Here is a 16,700-nt window from a genome sequence, read left to right as displayed (position 1 = left end):
AAGTGAATTTCAGGCTCTTTTTGGTTAGAGCTTGACAAAATTCATCATTGTATGCGAAACTAGAAGAAGATTATTTTAACTAGGAGAAGTTATGCGTTTTATCTATCTTATCATTGGTTTTTTATCACTAGCCTTGGCTATTGTTGGGGTAGTTTTACCCTTGTTGCCCACAACGCCTTTTCTTTTGTTGTCTATTGCTTGTTTCTCTAGAAGTTCCAAGCGCTTCGAAGATTGGTTGTATCATACCAAGCTCTATCAAACATATGTAGCTGATTTTCGGGAGACTAAGTCTATCGCGCGTGAACGTAAAAAAAAGATTATTGTCTCTATCTACATCTTGATGGGAATTTCCATTTATTTTGCACCTCTTTTACCAGTCAAAATCGGTCTGGGTGCTTTGACCATCTTTATCACCTATTATCTCTTCAAGGTCATTCCAGACAAAGAATAGTTAAAATAGTAGTTATTTGCCTTGATAAAATTGAAAGCATATCCACAACAATATGATATAATAAATTTAAAGTAATCTTCAAGGAGAATCAAATGATTTACGAATTTTGTGCTGAAAATGTGACCTTGCTTGAAAAAGCGATACAGGCTGGAGCTCGTCGAATCGAACTCTGTGATAATCTAGCAGTGGGAGGAACAACACCAAGCTATGGAGTGACCAAGGCAGCGGTTGAATTGGCAGCTAACTACGATACGACCATCATGACCATGATTCGTCCACGTGGTGGTGACTTTGTCTATAATGAACTAGAAATTGCAATTATGCTAGAAGACATTCGGTTGACTGCTCAGACTGGAAGTCAAGGGGTTGTATTTGGGGCTTTAACTGCTGATAAGAAGTTGGATAAGCCTAATCTTGAAAAGTTAATTGCTGCATCAAAAGGAATGGAAATTGTCTTCCACATGGCCTTTGATGAATTGAGCGATGAAGATCAACTGGAAGCTATTGACTGGCTCAGTCAAGCTGGAATCACTCGAATCCTGACTCGTGCGGGTGTGTCTGGAGACTCGCTAGAGAAACGCTTTGCTCACTATCACAGAATTTTGGAGCGTGCTAAAGGTAAAATTGAAATTCTGCCTGGTGGGGGGATTGACCTTGACAACCGTCAAACCTTTATTGACCAACTGGGCGTGACACAATTGCACGGAACCAAGGTTGTCTTTTAAAAAATAGAAAGGAACTGCTAGCTTTGGGTAGCAGTTTTCACTTATGTTTGAAATTTTTAAGTCCTATCAATTGAATCAAGAAAAGGCTCATGCTTATGGTTTTGTAGAAAATGCGGGAGTGTGGACCTATAGTTGCCAGATTTTGCAAGGTGACTTTGTCATGACTGTATCCATCACTGCTGATAATGTGAGTTTTCAAGTCCTTGACCAGGAAACCGGTGACCTCTATCCACAAGTCCATATGGAAAGTTTTAAAGGAAGTTTTGTTGCAAGTGTCCGTGAGGCTTGTCTGGAGATTCTCTACCAGATTCGGAAGGCTTGTTTTGATGTACAGGATTTTATCTGTCCTCAGACTAAACGAATCATGACTCAAGTTCAGGAAAAGTATGGCAATCAGTTGGAGTATTTGTGGGAGAAGTCGCCTGATACAGCAGTGTTAAGACACGAAGGCAATAAAAAGTGGTATGCCGTCTTGATGAAAATCTCTTGGGATAAGTTGGAAAAGGGCAGAGAAGGACAGGTAGAAGCAGTCAACCTCAAACATGACCAAGTAGCTGACTTACTTTCAAAAAAGGGCATTTATCCAGCCTTTCATATGAACAAACGCTACTGGATTAGTGTGGCGCTTGATGATACTTTATCAGATGAAGAAGTGCTAGAATTGATAGAAAAAAGTTGGAACTTAACCACTAAAAAATGAAACATTTCAAGATTTTTCAAGAACTTTCAATTAGCAAAATATTCTCTACTGAAGAAATTTTCAGAAAATATTGGATTTTTTCTTGACAAGTACTTTTGCCTATGCTAAAATACTAAACAAGATATCAAACGAAGGAGAAAGTCAAACATGAAAACAGCTAAGTTTAATCAATTTGCTTTGTTGTTGAGGTACTCGGGCTAGTGCAAAAAGCATTAGTCCTGTTTGGCTTACCAAGCGGGAGTGAATCAACATCTCGCTTGGGTTTCTGAGCGAGATGTTTTTTTAAAACCACATTTGGAAAAGGGGAAATCTTATGAGAACAGTTGAATTTCTAGATACCAGCCTTCGGGATGGAGAACAGACACCGGGTGTTAATTTTTCAATCAAGGAAAAAATTGCTATTGCAAGACAGCTTGAGAAATGGGGCATTTCAGCCATCGAAGCTGGTTTTCCGGCGGCTAGTCCAGACTCATTTACAGCAGTGCAGGAAATCGCCAAGGTCTTGAAGAAAACAGCGGTAACTGGTCTGGCTCGCTCTGTCAAGTCTGATATTGATGCTTGCTATGAAGCTCTCAAGGACGCCAAGTATCCACAGGTTCACGTCTTTATCGCTACCAGTCCGATTCATCGTAAGTATAAACTCAATAAGAGCAAGGAAGAGATTTTAGAAGCTATTAAGGAGCATGTTTCTTATGCCCGTTCTAAGTTTGAAGTGGTCGAATTCTCTCCTGAAGATGCGACCAGAACGGAGTTGGATTTCCTCCTGCAAGTTGTTCAAACAGCGGTCGATGCAGGGGCGACTTACATCAATATCCCTGATACGGTTGGATTTACCACTCCAGAGGAATACGGAGCTATCTTCAAATACTTGATTGAGAATGTCAAGACGGAACGTCAGATTATCTATTCACCTCACTGTCATGATGACCTTGGAATGGCAGTGGCAAATAGCCTTGCTGCTGTCAAGAATGGGGCAGGACGAGTCGAAGGAACAATCAATGGTATCGGGGAGCGAGCTGGTAATGCTGCTTTGGAAGAAATTGCAGTGGCCCTCAATATTCGTCAAGATTACTATCAAGCAGAAACTAGTATTGTTTTAAATGAAACCATCAATACGTCAGAAATGGTTTCTCGCTTCTCAGGTATTCCAGTTCCTAAAAACAAGGCTGTGGTTGGTGGCAATGCCTTTTCTCACGAATCTGGTATTCATCAAGACGGAGTCCTTAAAAATCCTCTTACCTATGAAATCATCACTCCTGAATTGGTCGGTGTCAAGAGTAATAGCCTCCCACTTGGAAAATTGTCTGGTCGCCATGCCTTTGTCGAGAAATTAAGAGAACTAGCCCTAGATTTTACAGAAGAGGATATCAAACCACTCTTCGCTAAGTTCAAGGCACTGGCCGACAAGAAACAAGAAATCACAGATGCAGATATTCGTGCTCTGGTAGCTGGAACTATGGTTGAAAATCCAGAAGGCTTCCACTTTGATGATTTACAACTGCAAACCCATGCGGATAATGATATCGAAGCGCTCGTTAGCCTAGCTAATATGGATGGTGAGAAGGTCGAATTTAATGCGACAGGGCAAGGTTCCGTTGAAGCAATCTTTAACGCTATCGATAAGTTCTTTAACCAATCCGTCCGCTTGGTGTCTTACACTATTGACGCGGTGACAGATGGAATTGATGCCCAAGCTCGGGTCTTGGTAACTGTTGAAAATAGAGATACAGAAACCATCTTTAATGCAGCAGGGCTTGATTTCGATGTGTTGAAGGCTTCGGCTATTGCCTACATCAATGCCAATACCTTTGTTCAAAAAGAGAATGCAGGTGAGATGGGACGTAGCGTTTCCTATCGCGATATGCCTAGTGTGTAAAGGAGAATGCTATGACAAAGAAAATAGTAGCTCTAGCAGGGGACGGAATTGGCCCAGAAATCATGGAGGCCGGTTTAGATGTTCTGGAAGCTCTAGCTGAAAAAACAGGTTTTGACTATGAGATTGATAGACGACCCTTTGGCGGTGCAGGTATTGATGCTGAAGGTCATCCCTTACCTGATGAAACCCTCAAGGCAAGTAGGGAAGCAGATGCTATTCTCCTAGCGGCTATCGGTAGTCCTCAGTATGATGGAGCAGCGGTTCGGCCTGAACAAGGCTTGCTGGCTCTCCGTAAGGAACTCAATCTCTACGCTAATATTCGCCCTGTAAAAATCTTTGACAGTCTCAAGCATTTGTCACCACTCAAACCGGAACGAATTGCTGGTGTAGACTTTGTCGTGGTGCGTGAGTTGACAGGCGGGATTTACTTTGGAGATCATATCCTTAAAGAGCGCAAAGCGCGTGATATCAACGACTATAGCTATGAGGAAGTGGAGCTGATTATTCGCAAAGCCTTTGAAATCGCAAGAAGTCGGAGAAAAATCGTTACTAGTATCGATAAGCAAAATGTTCTAGCGACCTCAAAACTCTGGCGGAAAGTAGCTGAGGAAGTCGCGCAGGATTTCCCAGATGTAACCTTGGAGCACCAGCTAGTCGACTCAGCTGCCATGCTTATGATTACCAATCCTGCTAAGTTTGATGTCATCGTGACGGAGAATCTTTTCGGAGATATTCTATCTGATGAATCAAGCGTTCTATCTGGAACACTTGGAGTTATGCCATCAGCCAGTCATTCTGAAAATGGACCAAGTCTCTATGAACCTATTCACGGTTCAGCACCTGATATTGCTGGTCAAGGAATTGCCAATCCTATTTCCATGATTTTGTCAGTTGCCATGATGTTGGGAGATAGCTTTGGTTGTTATGAGGATGCAGAGCGTATCGAGCGTGCTGTTGAGGCAAGTTTGGCAGCTGGTGTTTTAACAAGAGATATAGGTGGACAGGCTTCGACCAAGGAAATGACAGAAGCTATTATTGCAAGGTTATGAAGTTAGACGAAAAAATTACTCTAGTCCTTTTGATTTGGAATGTCATGGTTTTCGTGATTTATGGCGTTGACAAATCCAAGGCAAGGAGAAGAGCTTGGCGCATCCCTGAGAAAATCTTACTTATTTTAGCATTTACTTGTGGTGGTTTTGGTGCCTGGTTAGCAGGAATCATTTTTCACCACAAGACTAGAAAATGGTACTTTAAAACAGTTTGGTTTCTTGGGATGGTGACTACACTAGTAGCCTTATATGTTATTTGGAGGTAATGGATGGCAGGAAAATCGATTTTTGATAAATTATGGGACCGCCATGTCATCACAGGTGAAGAGGGGCAGCCCCAACTCATGTATGTGGACCAGCACTATATTCACGAAGTGACCAGTCCACAGGCTTTTCAAGGATTGCGAGACGCAGGTCGCAGATTGAGACGACCAGATTTGACATTTGGAACCTTTGACCACAATGTCCCGACGGTCAATATCTACGATATTCGAGATGTCATTTCCAAGGCTCAAATTGATAAGCTGGCTGAAAATGTTGAGGAGTTTGGGATTGAACATGCGGCCCATGGTTCTGAAAAACAAGGAATTGTTCACATGGTTGGTCCAGAAACAGGACGGACCCAACCGGGGAAATTCATTGTCTGTGGAGACAGCCATACGGCAACTCACGGAGCTTTCGGAGCGATCGCCTTTGGAATTGGAACTAGTGAGGTCGAACATGTCTTTGCGACACAGACCCTCTGGCAGGTCAAACCCAAGAAAATGCTGGTGGAATTTACAGGTGTTCCTCAAAAAGGAGTTTATTCCAAGGATTTCATTTTAGCCTTGATTGCCAAGTACGGCGTTGCCTGTGGAGTTGGCTATGTGGTGGAATATAGGGGTCAGGCTATTGATGCACTGAGCATGGAAGAGCGCATGACCATCTGCAATATGTCCATCGAGTTTGGATCCAAGATGGGAATCATGAATCCGGATCAAACCACCTATGACTATCTCAAGGGACGAGAATGTGTTCCAGAGGACTTTGAAGAGGCTGTGGCGGATTGGAAAACAATTATCAGTGATGATGATGCTGTTTATGATAAGGTTATCCAGATGGATGTCTCAGGATTGGCTCCCATGGTGACCTGGGGAACCAATCCTGCTATGGGTGTTGACTTTGACAGTAGCTTTCCAGAAATTAAGGATATGAATGATGAGCGAGCCTACAATTACATGGACTTGGAGCCTGGTCAAAAGCCAGCAGATATTGAACTAGGCTATATCTTTATCGGGTCTTGTACTAATGCTCGTCTCAGCGATTTGCAACTGGCTGCGCGATTTGTTGAAGGGAAGAAAATAGCTCCTAATTTAACAGCTATCGTAGTTCCAGGCTCTCGTCCTGTCAAACGAGCTGCTGAGAAGTTGGGCTTGGACAAGGTTTTCTTAGACGCTGGTTTTGAGTGGCGAGACCCAGGTTGTTCTATGTGCCTAGGGATGAATCCAGACAAGGTCCCTGATGGTGTTCACTGCGCCTCAACCAGCAATCGAAACTTTGAAGACAGACAAGGCTTTGGCGCTAAGACTCATCTCTGTAGTCCAGCTATGGCAGCTGCGGCAGCTATTGCAGGGCGTTTCGTAGATGTTCGGCAAATGCCAGAAGCCCAGTAAGGAGAGGATATGGAGAAATTTACAGTTTATACGGGAACGACTGTTCCTCTTATGAATGATAACATTGACACTGACCAAATCCTTCCCAAGCAGTTTCTCAAGTTAATTGATAAAAAAGGTTTTGGTAAGTACCTCATGTATGCTTGGCGTTATCTGGATAACAAGTATACTGAGGACCCAGACTTTGTCTTTAACCGACCTGAATATCGCAAAGCCAGTATTCTCATTTCAGGGGATAACTTCGGAGCAGGGTCTTCGAGGGAACATGCAGCTTGGGCCTTAGCAGACTATGGTTTTAAGGTCGTGATTGCAGGGTCTTTTGGGGATATTCATTACAATAATGAACTCAATAATGGCATGTTGCCCATTGTTCAGCCCAGAGAGGTTCGAGAGAAACTAGCCCAGCTAAAACCAACCGACCAGGTAACTGTGGACTTGGAACAACAAAAAATCATCTCACCCGTTGGAGAATTTACTTTCGAAATCGATAGCGAGTGGAAACATAAACTCTTAAATGGTTTGGATGATATCGGTATTACTTTGCAGTATGAAGATTTGATTGTTGCTTATGAAAAACAACGTCCAGCCTATTGGCAGAATTAGAAGAAAAATAGAAAAGGAAATAGAACTATGACAAAACACATTCAATGGAACGGAACACTTTCACAAGAAGGCTATGACATTTTAAAAGGTGAGAGCGGTTGTATTGTTTGCCCTACTAAAGTTGGTTACATCATCATGACTAGCGATAAGGCAGGACTTGAACGCAAGTTTGAAGCTAAAGAGCGTAACCGTAACAAACCAGGTGTTGTTCTCTGCGGTAGCATGGATGAGCTTCGCGCTTTAGCACAACTCAACCCAGAAATTGAAGCCTTTTACCAAAAACATTGGGACGAAGACATTCTTCTTGGTTGTATCCTTCCTTGGAAACCAGAAGCCTTTGAAAAACTAAAAGCATACGGTGATGGCCGTGAAGAACTTATGACTGACGTGCGTGGTACTAGCTGCTTTGTTATCAAATTTGGGAAAGCTGGTGAACAATTGGCTGCCAAACTTTGGGAAGAAGGCAAGATGGTATACGCTTCATCTGCAAACCCATCTGGAAAAGGAAATCGTGGTAAGGTAGAAGGAATTGGAGAACGTATCGAAGGCGCAGTGGACCTTGTTATCGAGGCAGACGACTATGTGGCATCTATCCAGCCTGACAAAACGATTGAAACTCGCTACGAGCAAGGTGTGATGGTCTCTATGGTCGATAAAGACGGCAAACTCATCCCAGAACAAGGAGGAGCACGCTCAACTTCACCAGCTCCAGTTGTAATCCGCAAAGGGCTTGATATTGATAAGATTATGATGCACTTGTCAGATACCTTTAACTCATGGGACTACCGTCAGGGTGAGTATTATTAGAATGTAGAAGAAGTGGGGAGAAAATAATCTCTCCTCTTTTCTGTCTTTGATATAATCAAAACCCGAACAATATATTTTAATTTATAAAATTATTTGACAAAAACTGTACTTTAGTTTATAATAAATTAAGGAAACGTCGGAAAAGACGTAGTGATGCGAAAGCATAGGTAGGTCATTACAAAAGAAACGAGACATCGATATGTTAAATGAATTTCCAATTTTTGATTACGAAGATATTCAATTGATTCCAAATAAATGTGTGATTAAAAGCCGTGCAGAAGCGGATACAAGTGTCACTCTAGGAAATCATACCTTTAAACTACCTGTTGTACCAGCAAATATGCAGACGATTTTGGATGAAAATGTAGCAGAGCAACTAGCTAAAGGGGGCTACTTCTACATTATGCACCGTTTTGATGAGGAAGGACGCATTCCTTTTATTAAACGAATGCACGATCAAGGGCTCATTGCTTCTATCTCTGTCGGTGTTAAGGACTATGAGTATGATTTCGTTAGCCAACTCAAGGCTGATGCTCCGGAATATATCACGATTGACATTGCTCACGGTCATGCGGATAGCGTGATTTCTATGATTCAACACATCAAGAAAGAATTGCCAGATACTTTTGTCATTGCTGGAAATGTGGGAACACCAGAAGCCGTGCGTGAATTGGAAAATGCTGGTGCGGATGCTACTAAGGTCGGAATCGGTCCTGGTAAGGTTTGTATCACCAAGGTCAAGACTGGTTTTGGTACAGGTGGTTGGCAGTTAGCTGCCCTACGCTGGTGTGCCAAGGCTGCCCGTAAACCGATTATCGCTGATGGAGGAATTCGTACTCATGGCGATATTGCCAAGTCTATCCGTTTCGGTGCTAGCATGGTCATGATTGGCTCTCTCTTTGCAGGACACATCGAAAGTCCAGGGAACACGATTGAAGTTGATGGCGAACAGTTCAAAGAATACTACGGTTCAGCTTCACAATATCAAAAGGGTGCTTATAAAAACGTCGAAGGAAAACGCATCTTGCTTCCTGCCAAAGGTCACCTGCAAGACACTTTAACTGAGATGGAACAAGACCTTCAAAGTGCTATTTCTTATGCAGGTGGTCGTGAGGTAGCTGACCTTAAACACGTTGATTATGTTATCGTGAAAAACTCCATCTGGAATGGGGATGCTTCCCACTAAGACGGGCTATCCGTCTAGAAAAAACTTGTTATTAGAGCAAATTTCTGTTATAATAAGACAAGTTTCCACCCTTAGTGTAATGGATATCACGTAAGATTCCGGTTCTTGAGATGGGGGTTCGATTCCCTCAGGGTGGATGTAAACATCCTAAAAAAGCCTTTAATGGGGCTTTTTATTTATCCTGCCTCAAATTTGCCCCGAAAACTGAAAACATCATTCTAAAGAATGCGCAAATCCCCTCTAGTCCCGTTTTAGAGTGACTCAGGGGGCTTTTTTTGATATAATAAAAAGGACTGTTATCAGTTAGAAAGAGGTTGGTATGAAAGAATTACAAACTGTACTAAAGAACCATTTTGCAATCGAATTTGCAGACAAAAATTTACTGGAGACTGCCTTTACTCATACGAGTTATGCCAATGAGCACCGCCTCTTAAAAATTTCACACAATGAACGCTTGGAATTTTTAGGAGACGCTGTTCTACAGTTATTGATTTCAGAATATCTGTATAAAAAATATCCTAAAAAGCCTGAAGGCGATTTGTCCAAACTTCGTGCCATGATTGTCCGCGAGGAGAGTTTGGCTGGTTTTGCGCGTGATTGCCAGTTTGACCAGTTTATCAAGCTGGGTAAAGGAGAAGAAAAATCTGGTGGTCGCAATCGTGACACCATTCTTGGTGATGCCTTTGAAGCCTTTCTTGGTGCCCTCCTTTTGGACAAGGATGTGGCCAAGGTCAAGGAATTTATCTATCAAGTCATGATTCCTAAGGTTGAAGCAGGCGAATTTGAGATGATTACAGACTACAAAACCCATCTCCAAGAGTTACTACAGGTCAATGGAGATGTGGCTATTCGTTATCAGGTGATTTCTGAAACGGGTCCTGCCCATGATAAGGTCTTTGATGTAGAGGTTCTTGTTGAAGGCAAAAGCATTGGTCAAGGTCAAGGTCGTTCTAAGAAATTAGCAGAGCAGGAAGCTGCCAAAAATGCCGTTGAGAAAGGGCTGGATTCATGTATTTAAAGGAAATCGAAATTCAGGGATTCAAGTCTTTTGCTGAAAAGACCAAGGTCGTCTTTGACCAAGGTGTGACGGCAGTTGTTGGACCCAATGGATCTGGAAAGTCGAATATTACAGAAAGTCTGCGTTGGGCTTTGGGTGAGTCTAGTGTCAAGAGTCTCCGTGGTGGCAAGATGCCGGATGTCATTTTTGCTGGAACTGAAAGTCGCAAACCGCTCAATTATGCTTCTGTAGTTGTGACTCTGGATAATCATGACGGATTTATCAAGGATGCAGGTCAAGAAATCAGGGTAGAACGCCATATCTATCGTAGCGGAGATAGCGAATACAAGATTGACGGTAAGAAAGTACGTCTGCGTGATATTCATGATCTTTTCTTGGATACAGGTTTGGGACGAGATTCCTTCTCCATTATTTCCCAAGGGAAGGTTGAGGAGATTTTCAACTCCAAGCCTGAGGAACGTCGTGCCATTTTCGAAGAAGCTGCAGGAGTTTTGAAATACAAGACTCGCAGAAAAGAAACTGAGAGTAAACTACAACAAACTCAGGATAATCTAGACCGCTTAGAGGACATTATCTACGAGTTGGATAATCAAATCAAGCCTCTTGAGAAGCAAGCTGAGAATGCCCGTAAGTTTTTAGACTTGGAAGGTCAACGCAAGGCTATTTATTTAGACGTGCTGGTTGCTCAAATCAAGGAAAATAAGGCTGAACTAGAGTTGACAGAAGAAGAGTTGGCTCAGGTTCAGGAACTCTTGACGAGCTACTACCAAAAGCGGGAAAAATTAGAGGAAGAAAATCATACTCTTAAAAAGCAACGCCAAGATTTACAGGCTGAAATGGCCAAAGATCAGGGCAGTTTGATGGACTTGACCAGTCTGATTAGTGATTTAGAGAGAAAATTAGCCCTATCGAAATTAGAATCTGAGCAAGTAGCCCTCAATCAACAGGAAGCACAAGCTCGTTTGGCTGCTTTGGAGGATAAGAGAAAATCACTCAGCAAAGAAAAATCTGATAAAGAAAGCTCTTTAGCACTTTTAGAGGAAAATCTGGTCCAAAATAATCAAAAACTCAATCGTTTAGAAGCTGAATTGCTGGCTTTTTCAGACGATCCTGATCAGATGATTGAGCTCTTACGTGAACGCTTTGTAGCCCTTTTACAAGAAGAAGCAGATGTCTCAAACCAATTGACTCGTATTGAGAATGAGTTGGAAAATAGTCGTCAGCTTTCTCAAAAACAAGCAGATCAATTAGAAAAGCTGAAAGAACAGTTGGCTACAGCTAAAGAGAAGGCAAGTCAGCAAAGGAATGAGCTTGAAACTGCCAAGGAGCAGGTTCAGAAATTATTGGCCGACTATCAAATCTGTGCCAAGGAGCAAGAGGAGCAGAAAACTTCCTATCAAGCTCAACAAAGTCAACTCTTTGATCGTCTGGATAATCTCAAAAACAAACAGGCCAGAGCCCAAAGTTTGGAAAATATCCTTAGAAATCATAGTAACTTTTATGCAGGTGTCAAGAGTGTCCTCCAAGAAAAAGACCGTCTTGGTGGAATAATTGGGGCAGTCAGTGAGCACCTGATCTTTGATGTGCATTATCAAACTGCTCTGGAGATTGCACTTGGAGCCAGTAGTCAGCATATCATCGTAGAAGATGAAAACGCGGCAACCAAGGCGATTGATTTCCTTAAACGAAACAGAGCCGGTCGTGCAACCTTCCTTCCTTTGACGACTATCAAGGCTCGTACGATTTCTAGTCAGAATCAAGATGCTATCGCAGCAAGTCCAGGCTTCCTTGGCATGGCAGATGAGTTGGTGTCGTTTGATAAGAGACTAGAAGCCATTTTCAAAAACTTGCTAGCAACGACAGCTATTTTTGATAGTGTGGAACATGCGCGTGCAGCAGCTCGCCAGGTTCGTTATCAGGTTCGTATGGTGACATTGGATGGAACAGAGTTGCGCACAGGTGGTTCTTATGCAGGTGGTGCCAATCGCCAGAATAACAGCATTTTTATCAAGCCAGAACTGGAGCAATTACAAAAAGAAATTGCTGAAGAAGAAGCAAGTCTTCGTTCAGAAGAGGCGACTTTGAAGACCTTGCAAGATGAGATGGCTAGATTGACAGAATCATTAGAAGCCATCAAATCTCAAGGAGAGCAGGCTCGTATTCAGGAGCAAGGTTTGTCCCTCGCTTATCAGCAAACTAGTCAGCAAGTTGAAGAGCTAGAAACTCTTTGGAAACTCCAAGAAGAGGAATTAAATCGTCTTACTGAGGGAGATTGGCAAGCAGATAAGGAAAAATGCCAAGAGCGCCTTGCTACTATTTCCAGTGACAAGCAAAATCTGGAAGCTGAGATTGAAGAGATTAAGTCTAACAAAAATGCCATCCAAGAACGTTATCAGAACTTGCAAGAACAGGTAGCGCAAGCTCGCTTGCTTAAGACAGAACTGCAAGGGCAAAAACGTTATGAAGTAGCTGATATTGAGCGTTTAGGCAAAGAATTGGACAATTTAGATATAGAACAAGAGGAAATCCAGCGTCTTCTTCAAGAAAAGGTTGACAATCTTGAGAAAGTTGATACAGATTTGCTCAGTCAACAGGTAGAAGAATCCAAAACTCAGAAAACAAACCTCCAACAAGGTTTGATTCGCAAGCAGTTTGAGTTGGATGATATTGAAGGTCAGCTGGATGATATTTCCAGTCATTTGGATCAGGCTCGCCAGCAGAATGAGGAATGGATTCGAAAGCAAACACGTGCTGAAGCTAAGAAAGAAAAGGTCAGCGATCGCTTGCGCCATCTACAAAGTCAATTAACAGACCAGTATCAGATTAGCTATACTGAAGCTTTAGAAAAGTCTCATGAGTTGGAAAACCTCAATCTGGCAGAGCAAGAGGTGCAGGATTTAGAGAAGGCTATTCGCTCACTGGGTCCTGTCAACTTGGAAGCTATTGACCAGTACGAAGAGGTTTACAATCGTTTGGATTTCTTGAATAGCCAACGTGATGATATTTTGTCAGCGAAAAACTTGCTCCTTGAGACCATCACAGAGATGAATGATGAGGTCAAGGAACGCTTTAAATCCACCTTTGAAGCTATTCGTGAGTCCTTTAAAGTGACCTTCAAGCAGATGTTTGGTGGAGGTCAAGCAGACCTGATTTTGACTGAGGGAGACCTGCTGACAGCTGGTGTTGAGATTTCTGTTCAACCACCAGGCAAGAAAATCCAATCCCTTAACCTCATGAGTGGTGGGGAAAAAGCCCTATCGGCTCTTGCCTTGCTCTTCTCCATTATCCGTGTCAAGACCATTCCATTTGTTATCTTGGATGAGGTGGAAGCTGCGCTAGACGAAGCTAATGTCAAACGCTTTGGGGATTACCTCAATCGATTTGATAAGGACAGCCAGTTCATCGTCGTAACCCACCGTAAAGGAACCATGGCAGCGGCTGATTCTATCTATGGAGTGACCATGCAAGAATCAGGTGTCTCAAAAATTGTTTCGGTGAAGTTAAAAGATTTGGAAGAAACAGTAGACTAGTTACCAAACGATAGCATCTCTTAGGGGATGCTATTTTTTAAAACTAACATCTTGAATGATTTTTTAAGGTCAGTTCAGGGGCAAAAAACGACATTTGGGATTTCCTTTTAGCGAAAAGGCTTTCTCTATGATATAATAGTTTCATGATTACAACAGTACCTATAAAAAATGAAAAAGACATCGCAGTACCGGATAAAACAGTTCTTGTATTAGGCTATTTTGACGGTATTCATAAGGGACATCAGAAGCTTTTTGAAGTAGCTAGCAAGGCTTCTATGAAAGATTATCTACCAGTTGTCGTGATGACCTTTACAGAGTCTCCTAAGCTTGCTTTGCAACCGTACAAGCCAGAATTAATGCTTCATATTGTCAGCCATGAAGAACGGGAACATAAGATGAAATGGCATGGAGTAGAGGCTCTTTTCTTACTTGACTTTAGTAGTAAATTTGCTAGTTTAACGGGTCAAGAGTTCTTTGATACCTATGTTAGAGCTTTAAAACCAGCGATTATCGTAGCGGGATTTGATTACACGTTTGGTTCTGATAAGAAAACTGCGGATGATTTGAAGGATTATTTTGATGGAGAAATCATTATTGTTCCTCCCGTTGAGGATGAAAAGGGGAAAATTAGTTCTACTCGTATTCGTCAAGCTATTCTTGATGGAGATGTCAGAGAAGCTGGTCAGTTACTTGGCACTCCTCTACCATCACGTGGAATGGTTGTTCATGGGAATGCTCGTGGACGGACTATCGGTTACCCAACAGCAAACTTAGTTTTAAGAGATCGAACCTATATGCCAGCAGATGGTGTTTACGTAGTCGATATTGAAGTGCAGCGTAAAAGATATCGTGGAATGGCGAGTGTCGGGAAAAATGTTACTTTCGATGGAGAAGAGCCACGTTTTGAAGTCAATATTTTTGATTTTTCAGATGACATTTACGGTGAAACAGTTATTGTCTACTGGTTAGACCGTGTCCGAGAAATGGTCAAATTTGACTCCGTTGAAGAACTGGTAGACCAACTCCAGAAGGATGAAGAAATTGCTCGGAATTGGAAGGATGGAGATTCTGTCATTTAAAGGTCTCAGGTATAGAAAACGTCTGAAAAAGCTATTAGATGGATTAGTTATTTTGGTAGTAGTTTTGATAGTTTGATACAAAGCACTTTCAGTCCTCCTAGTTTCCTATTTTAGTAACTGTTTATGTTCAAATTATAGACGAGGCTTTATTATGCAAACGCAAGAAGAAATGAATGTTCTGGTACCCGAAAAATTAGCAGAAATTGAGCGTGATTTCGATGTCACAGTTTTGTGGGCTATTGAGTCTGGTAGTCGTGCATGGGGCTTTGAGTCTCCCGATAGTGACTTTGATGTACGATTTATCTACAAACACAAGCAAGAGTTTTATCTCCGTTTGAATGAACAGCGCGATGTTATCGAGCTACCAATTGACGATACTTGGGATGTGAGTGGCTGGGATTTAGACAAGACTTTAAAACTTTTTTATAAGTCTAATCCTACACTATTTGAATGGTTACAGTCTCCAATTATTTATCAACAGACGGATTTTATTGAACGAATACGTCCTCTTGCAACCCAGTATTTTTCTGAGAAAAAAATGCTGTACCATTACTTGAACACTGCAAGAACTCAAATGAATAAGTATCTTTCAGGAGATAAGGTCAAACCTAAAAAGTATTTCTATGCGCTGCGTCCTATTTTGGCTTGTCGCTGGATTGAAAAATACCATTCTGTTCCACCGATTTTGTTTGATGATTTGGTCAAAGAATTACTTCCGTCTCAAATGCAGGAGCATGTTTCAAGCTTGCTAGACATTAAGATAAATGGGCCTGAAGGTATGGAAATTGATCCGATAATGCCAATCCAGCACTACATCATCAAAAACATCAAAGAGCTGGATGCATACGTTCAAAGTGTTACCGAGGTGAAGAAAGACTGGAAAGCTCTAAATCAATTTTTTCTTGAAGAATTAGGGCATGACTGAGGTTGTTTATGGGTAAATGGACATGTAAATGCGGGCAAGCGATGAACGACCATAGGTCGCCCGATTCAAATGCTTATTCAGTTTACTCGGATGAGTTGTTAGTAGAAATCATGAATAAAAAAGATGGTAATGATTCAATTTCTTATGAAGACATTTCAGAGGCTTCATTTTATATGTGGAAGTGTCCTAAATGCGGTAGTTTCATGGTTTTTGGCGAAGACGGAGATGGAGATCGCTTTACTTTTTATGAACGCCAAGAAGTTGAAAAGGTCGAGCCTCTCTTTGATCCGGATCAAGAGTTAAATATCGTTGTTGTTGAGTTTCAGGAGGGAGGAAATGGCTATACTTATATCTGCGATGACCCAAATATCCATATTGGGCACGCTGTTATTGTCCCAGTAGGGAAGGAAAATACTGAAAAAACTGCATTAGTTGTGCAGAAGTATCATGCCCTACCAAGGGATATTACTTTTCCTGTTCAAAAGTTAAAACGTGTCATTCGTAGGTATTCATATTTCGACCCAATCACTTCGAAAAACGTTTGTAGAAATTTAATTAAGCTTGGAAGAATTTTTGATGCTTGCTCTAAAAACTCTAAACCAGCGCCTCAGCAAACATATTACGTTATCAAAACTCCCTTAGGCTATTTCTGGTTAGAATTAAATGGAGTTCCGATTCCAATGAAAATCACACAGATTCAAGTCAAAGATAAAAAGTACCAAGTAGATAGCGCCCTTTATATAAAGCCTTCAGAGATTAACTGTAGAAGATTCTATGAACTAGAGTTGTGTGCTGATTTTGATATTGATGCCTCGAGATGGATCGATGTTCTCTCAGATGAAAACGTTTGGGGCAATAGCTGGGAACTAAATGGCCTTCAATTTGGTATTACTGCTGGGGAATCTCCAGAATTTGAAGACGAAGTTGTTGCAAGAAAATATAGTCGTATTCCACTTTATTATGACTGGCACCCTGAATTTGAAGATTATTATGGATTCAGCTTAGCTTGGAAAAAATACGAGTCTGATAGCGATTTGTCAATAGATTTTTATACAACATAAGAAAGTTATAAAACATCAAAAATGACATCTTACTATAG

At 41.7% G+C, this 16,700-nt stretch carries 15 protein-coding genes and 1 tRNA gene; all 16 read left to right on the top strand.

What is annotated here, in order from left to right:
• Positions 1 to 91: 91 nt before the first annotated feature.
• The 16 genes from N8N51_RS03750 to N8N51_RS03675 all read left to right on the top strand — a co-directional run bounded on the left by N8N51_RS03750 (position 92) and on the right by N8N51_RS03675 (position 16,662).
• Positions 92 to 451 carry a YbaN family protein gene (locus N8N51_RS03750; RefSeq protein ID WP_117305290.1) on the top strand — a complete coding sequence of 120 codons (360 nt, stop codon included), beginning with the start codon at positions 92 to 94 and terminating at the stop codon, positions 449 to 451.
• A 92-nt stretch (positions 452 to 543) separates the two neighbouring features.
• A complete protein-coding gene (locus N8N51_RS03745; RefSeq protein ID WP_261056885.1) occupies positions 544 to 1,176 on the top strand; it encodes a copper homeostasis protein CutC in 633 nt (210 codons plus the stop codon).
• A gap of 43 nt (positions 1,177 to 1,219) precedes the next feature.
• The gene (locus N8N51_RS03740) at positions 1,220 to 1,876 is read left to right on the top strand and encodes an MmcQ/YjbR family DNA-binding protein (protein WP_261103601.1); all 657 of its coding nucleotides are present in this window, start codon (positions 1,220 to 1,222) and stop codon (positions 1,874 to 1,876) included.
• A gap of 313 nt (positions 1,877 to 2,189) precedes the next feature.
• A complete protein-coding gene (locus N8N51_RS03735; RefSeq protein ID WP_261103599.1) occupies positions 2,190 to 3,752 on the top strand; it encodes a 2-isopropylmalate synthase in 1,563 nt (520 codons plus the stop codon).
• Positions 3,753 to 3,763: 11 nt separating this feature from the next.
• The gene (gene leuB, locus N8N51_RS03730) at positions 3,764 to 4,801 is read left to right on the top strand and encodes a 3-isopropylmalate dehydrogenase (protein WP_153209990.1); all 1,038 of its coding nucleotides are present in this window, start codon (positions 3,764 to 3,766) and stop codon (positions 4,799 to 4,801) included.
• A complete protein-coding gene (locus N8N51_RS03725) occupies positions 4,798 to 5,067 on the top strand; it encodes a DUF1294 domain-containing protein (RefSeq protein WP_153209991.1) in 270 nt (89 codons plus the stop codon). Before leuB ends, N8N51_RS03725 begins: the two co-directional genes overlap by 4 nt.
• A gap of 3 nt (positions 5,068 to 5,070) precedes the next feature.
• Entirely contained in the window at positions 5,071 to 6,453 is a 1,383-nt protein-coding gene (gene leuC / locus N8N51_RS03720; protein ID WP_261077849.1) for a 3-isopropylmalate dehydratase large subunit, read from the top strand.
• Between the two features lie 9 nt (positions 6,454 to 6,462).
• Entirely contained in the window at positions 6,463 to 7,056 is a 594-nt protein-coding gene (gene leuD, locus N8N51_RS03715; RefSeq protein WP_261103598.1) for a 3-isopropylmalate dehydratase small subunit, read from the top strand.
• 27 nt (positions 7,057 to 7,083) lie between these two features.
• Positions 7,084 to 7,863 carry an L-threonylcarbamoyladenylate synthase gene (locus N8N51_RS03710; protein ID WP_261028742.1) on the top strand — a complete coding sequence of 260 codons (780 nt, stop codon included), beginning with the start codon at positions 7,084 to 7,086 and terminating at the stop codon, positions 7,861 to 7,863.
• Positions 7,864 to 8,062: 199 nt separating this feature from the next.
• A complete protein-coding gene (locus tag N8N51_RS03705) occupies positions 8,063 to 9,049 on the top strand; it encodes a GMP reductase (protein WP_227325786.1) in 987 nt (328 codons plus the stop codon).
• Positions 9,050 to 9,114: 65 nt separating this feature from the next.
• Positions 9,115 to 9,186, top strand: a tRNA-Arg gene (locus N8N51_RS03700).
• Between the two features lie 182 nt (positions 9,187 to 9,368).
• A complete protein-coding gene (rnc, locus tag N8N51_RS03695) occupies positions 9,369 to 10,067 on the top strand; it encodes a ribonuclease III (protein WP_000661487.1) in 699 nt (232 codons plus the stop codon).
• A complete protein-coding gene (smc, locus tag N8N51_RS03690) occupies positions 10,058 to 13,597 on the top strand; it encodes a chromosome segregation protein SMC (RefSeq protein ID WP_261103597.1) in 3,540 nt (1,179 codons plus the stop codon). Before rnc ends, smc begins: the two co-directional genes overlap by 10 nt.
• A 143-nt stretch (positions 13,598 to 13,740) precedes the next feature.
• The gene (locus N8N51_RS03685) at positions 13,741 to 14,676 is read left to right on the top strand and encodes a bifunctional riboflavin kinase/FAD synthetase (RefSeq protein ID WP_261103596.1); all 936 of its coding nucleotides are present in this window, start codon (positions 13,741 to 13,743) and stop codon (positions 14,674 to 14,676) included.
• Positions 14,677 to 14,827: 151 nt separating this feature from the next.
• Positions 14,828 to 15,601, top strand: a complete 774-nt coding sequence (locus N8N51_RS03680) for a nucleotidyltransferase domain-containing protein (protein ID WP_261010989.1) — start codon at positions 14,828 to 14,830, stop codon at positions 15,599 to 15,601.
• An 8-nt stretch (positions 15,602 to 15,609) separates the two neighbouring features.
• Positions 15,610 to 16,662, top strand: coding sequence for a hypothetical protein (locus N8N51_RS03675; protein ID WP_000521318.1), 1,053 nt, complete (start codon positions 15,610 to 15,612; stop codon positions 16,660 to 16,662).
• Positions 16,663 to 16,700: the final 38 nt, after the last annotated feature.

It is taken from the genome of Streptococcus mitis (assembly GCF_946188685.1).
Taxonomy (GTDB): domain Bacteria; phylum Bacillota; class Bacilli; order Lactobacillales; family Streptococcaceae; genus Streptococcus; species Streptococcus mitis_CC.
The sequence above is the reverse complement of the archived record's forward strand: the minus strand, read 5'-3'. Positions and strand labels throughout refer to the sequence as shown.